Here is a 3,639-nt window from a genome sequence, read left to right on the forward strand (position 1 = left end):
AGCGCCGCGCGCAATTCGTCCCAGCCCGAATAGCCGATCGCCTTGGCGAGGCGCGTGAACGCGGCTGGATCGGCGCCGGCTTCCGCCGCGAGGTCGCGCATCGAACGGGTGGTGGCGTCGTAATCGTTGGCGGCGACGAAACGTCCGACTTGCTGCAGCCGCATCGGGAGCGATGGCAATGCAATGCGCAGTTCGCTCAGCGGCGAGGATTTCGCGGGCTCGGCCATGAAACATTTGTTGCATGAAATCTGGATTGGTGCAACAGTTGACGTGCGCTGCCGGAAATCGTCGCTGTTGGGAAGGATTTTTGCGCTGTGACCACGGACGCTCCGAGACCGCCGCCGCGCCGCCGCCTCTTCGGCGCGTGGGGACGCCGTGAGCTGCAAGGCCTGTTCTGGCAGGTGCTGGTCGTCGGCATTGCGCTCGCGGTGATCGGCTTCCTCTGGTCCAACACCGTCACCAACCTCTCGGCTCGTCGCATCACGACCGGCTTTGCCTTCCTCGGCCGCGAGGCCGGCATGCCCATCGCCGACAGCTTGTTCGTCTATAATCCGAGAGACACGTATCTCTGGGCCTTCGTCGTCGGGGTCGGCAACACCCTGCGCGTCGCCGTGATCGGGATCGTGCTCGCGAGCATCCTGGGGGCGCTGATCGGCATCTCGCGACTGTCGGCCAACTGGCTGCTGTCGCGACTTGCCGCCGTCTATGTCGAAACGCTCCGCGATATCCCGCTGCTGCTTCAACTCCTGTTCTGGTATGTGCTGATGCAGGCGCTGCCGGCCGCGCGCGCGGCATGGCGGCCGATCGAGGGCGTGTTCCTCTCCAATCGCGGCCTGATCCTGCCGGCAGTTCCGCTTGGCCCGCTGCAACTTTGGGTGCTCGGCACCGCCGTGCTCGGGTTTGTCGTGTTCTATCTCGTCAGGAGGCGGCTCATCGCGCAGCAGATGCGCGACGGCAAGCCGCGCCCAGCCTGGCCGTTTGCGCTTGCCCTGATCGTCGCGTTGCCCGCGATGGTGTCCGTGCTGCTCGGCGTGTCCTGGAAGATCGAATGGCCGGAGCTGCGCGGCTTCAATTTCGTCGGCGGGCTGACGCTTGCCCCCGAATATTTCGCGCTGCTGATCGCCCTCGTGACGTACACTTCGGCATTCATTGCCGAGATCGTTCGCAGCGGCATCCAGTCCGTGCCGCGCGGTCAGTGGGACGCTGCCAATGCGCTTGGCCTGCGCCGCAGCTTCATGCTGCGGCAGATCATCCTGCCGCAGGCGCTACGCGTCATCGTGCCGCCGATGACGAGCCAGTATCTCAATCTGACCAAGAATTCCTCGCTCGCGGTCGCGATCGGCTATCAGGACGTGGTTTCGATCGCCAACACCACGCTGAACCAGACCGGGCAGGCGATCGAGGCCATCGCACTGATCATGGCGGTGTTCCTGACCATCAGCCTTTCCATCAGCTTCTTCATGAACTGGTACAATGCGCGCATCGCGCTGGTGGAGCGCTGATCATGACGGCGATCACCGATAGTCCGGACACACCGCGCGCCCGTCGTCCGCAGATCGGCAACCCCGTCTTGCGATGGCTGCGCACCAATCTGTTCTCGTCGATCCCGAATGGCATCCTCTCGGTCGTGCTGCTGGCGGTGCTCGCCAAGGGCATCTTCAGCTTCGCTCAGTGGGGCATCGCGAATGCAGTGTGGCTGACCCCAGCGAACGATTCCAGTGCCTGCCGGGCGGCGCGTGGCGTCGGCGCCTGTTGGGCGATCATTCCCGAAAAGTACCGCTTCATCCTGTTCGGCACCTATCCATTCGACGAGCAGTGGCGGCCGGCGCTGTCGGTCGTGCTGTTCATCGCGCTGTTCTATCTCTCCACCCGCCGCGCCCTGTGGCGGCGCGAACTGGTCCTGCTCTGGATCGGTGCGCTCGCGCTGATCAGCGTGCTGATGTGGGGCGGCGTGTTCGGGCTCGCCTTCGTCTCGCAGGATCGCTGGGGCGGTCTGCCGGTGACCCTGATCCTGGCGACGTTCGGATTGGCTGTCGGGTTTCCGCTCGGCATCCTCGTCGCGCTCGGCCGGCGCTCAAAGCTGCCGGCGATCCGCTCGCTCAGCGTGCTCTATGTCGAGCTGATCCGCGGCGTGCCGCTGGTGAGCCTGTTGTTCATGGCGAGCGTGATGTTTCCGCTGTTCATGCCTGCCGGCTTCAACATCGACAAGCTCTTGCGGGCGCAGATCGCGATCATCCTGTTCGCCGGCGCCTACCTTGCCGAGGTCATCCGCGGCGGCCTCCAGGCCGTGCCGCGCGGACAATATGAGGCTGCGGATGCGCTCGGGCTGTCCTACTGGCGCAAGAACCGGCTGATCGTCCTGCCGCAGGCGATCCGCCATGTCATCCCGCCGCTGGTCAACACCTTCATCGCCTTCTTCAAAGACACCAGCCTCGTCCTCATCATCGGCATCTTCGACCTGCTGACGACGGCGAAGACCGCGATCATTGATCCCGCGTGGCAACAGTTCTCGGTCGAGGTCTACATTTTCGTCGCCGCGATCTATTTCGTCTTCTGCTTCGCGATGTCGCGCTATAGCCGCAGCCTGGAAGCGACGAGCGGAAGGTGACATCCCGTGTCCCGGACAAGATGCAGCGCGCCAGCGCTGCATCGCCGAGCCGGGACCCAGAGCCGCAGGCGAAGTCGTGGAGGGATGGGCCCCGGCTCTGCAGCGCACCGCCGAAGGAGCGCTGCGCTGCGTCCGGGGCACGAGAGAGGAGCTATTGCTTCACCTTCGGATCGATCGGCGTCGTGCCGCGCAGGCCCAAAATATCCTCCAGCACCTTCGCGCCCGCGAGCACGTCGGCGTCGCTTCGCGGTGCGCCGACGACCTGCACGCCGACCGGGAGGCCCGACGCCGTGAAGCCGCAGGGCAGCGACAGTGAGGGGCAGCACGCCAGCGTGATGGCGTAGACGATGCCGAGCCACTCGACGTAATTGTCGAATCTCTTGCCAGCGCATTCGGTGACATAGCGGTGCTCGATCGGGAAGGGCGGCACGATCGTGGTGGGCGTCAGCAGCAAGTCGTAGGTCTTGAAGAACTCGACGGCCCGCGCGGTCATGCCGACGCGCTGGGCCTCGGCCCGCTCGAGCTGCTCCACGGTGAGCTTGAGACCTTCCTCGATATTCCAGATCACCTCGGGCTTGAGCAGATCGCGCTTGGTTCTCAGCAATTGCGCCTTGCTGATCGCGAAATCGAAGGCGCGCAGCACGTGGAAGCATTCATGCGCCTCGCGCCAGTCCGGATGCGCCTCCTCGACGATGGCGCCAGCCTCGGCAAAGCGTTCCGCCGCCTTCCGCGTGATCGCCTTCACCTCGGGATCGACAGGCGTGATGCCGAGATTGGGCGAATAGGCGATGCGCTTTGGCTTCTTGCCGGACTGCGTCGCCGACAGGAACGAGGTCGCGGGCGCCGGCAGCGACAGCGGATCGGCGGCATAGTCGCCGCTCATGGCATCGAGCAGCAGCGCGAGATCCTCGACATTGCGCGCCATCGGGCCCTGTACGCCGAGATTGCGATCGATGCCCGCCTTCGGCGTATGCGCGACGCGGCCGATGCTCGGCCGCATGCCGACGATGCCGCAGAACGCCGCCGGGCTG

General features: G+C 65.1%; 3 protein-coding genes and 1 pseudogene. 2 read left to right on the forward strand and 2 right to left on the reverse strand.

Annotation, left to right across the window (positions count from 1 at the left end; all coding sequences use genetic code 11):
• Nucleotides 1–227 (reverse strand): annotated as a pseudogene (locus tag MOV75_RS30910) (MurR/RpiR family transcriptional regulator); the annotation flags it as partial.
• A gap of 87 nt (nt 228–314) precedes the next feature.
• Between MOV75_RS30910 and MOV75_RS30915 the strand changes: the two are divergent.
• Both MOV75_RS30915 and MOV75_RS30920 read left to right on the forward strand, forming a co-directional pair.
• On the forward strand, nt 315–1,502 hold the full coding sequence (locus tag MOV75_RS30915; protein ID WP_246925670.1) for an amino acid ABC transporter permease: 1,188 nt from the start codon (nt 315–317) through the stop codon (nt 1,500–1,502).
• 2 nt (nt 1,503–1,504) lie between these two features.
• Nucleotides 1,505–2,608, forward strand: coding sequence for an amino acid ABC transporter permease (locus MOV75_RS30920; RefSeq protein ID WP_246925668.1), 1,104 nt, complete (start codon nt 1,505–1,507; stop codon nt 2,606–2,608).
• Nucleotides 2,609–2,759: 151 nt separating this feature from the next.
• Here the strand turns inward: MOV75_RS30920 and MOV75_RS30925 are convergent.
• Nucleotides 2,760–3,639, reverse strand: an 880-nt coding sequence (locus MOV75_RS30925; RefSeq protein ID WP_247007214.1) for an amidase, incomplete at its 5' end; no start/stop codon positions are given.

Source organism: Bradyrhizobium sp. PRIMUS42 (assembly GCF_023006515.1).
Lineage (GTDB): Bacteria > Pseudomonadota > Alphaproteobacteria > Rhizobiales > Xanthobacteraceae > Bradyrhizobium.

Coding starts and splice junctions, on each gene's coding strand:
- MOV75_RS30920 (WP_246925668.1), top strand. CDS start 1,505: ATGACGGCGATCACCGATAGTCCGGACACACCGCGCGCCCGTCGTCCG.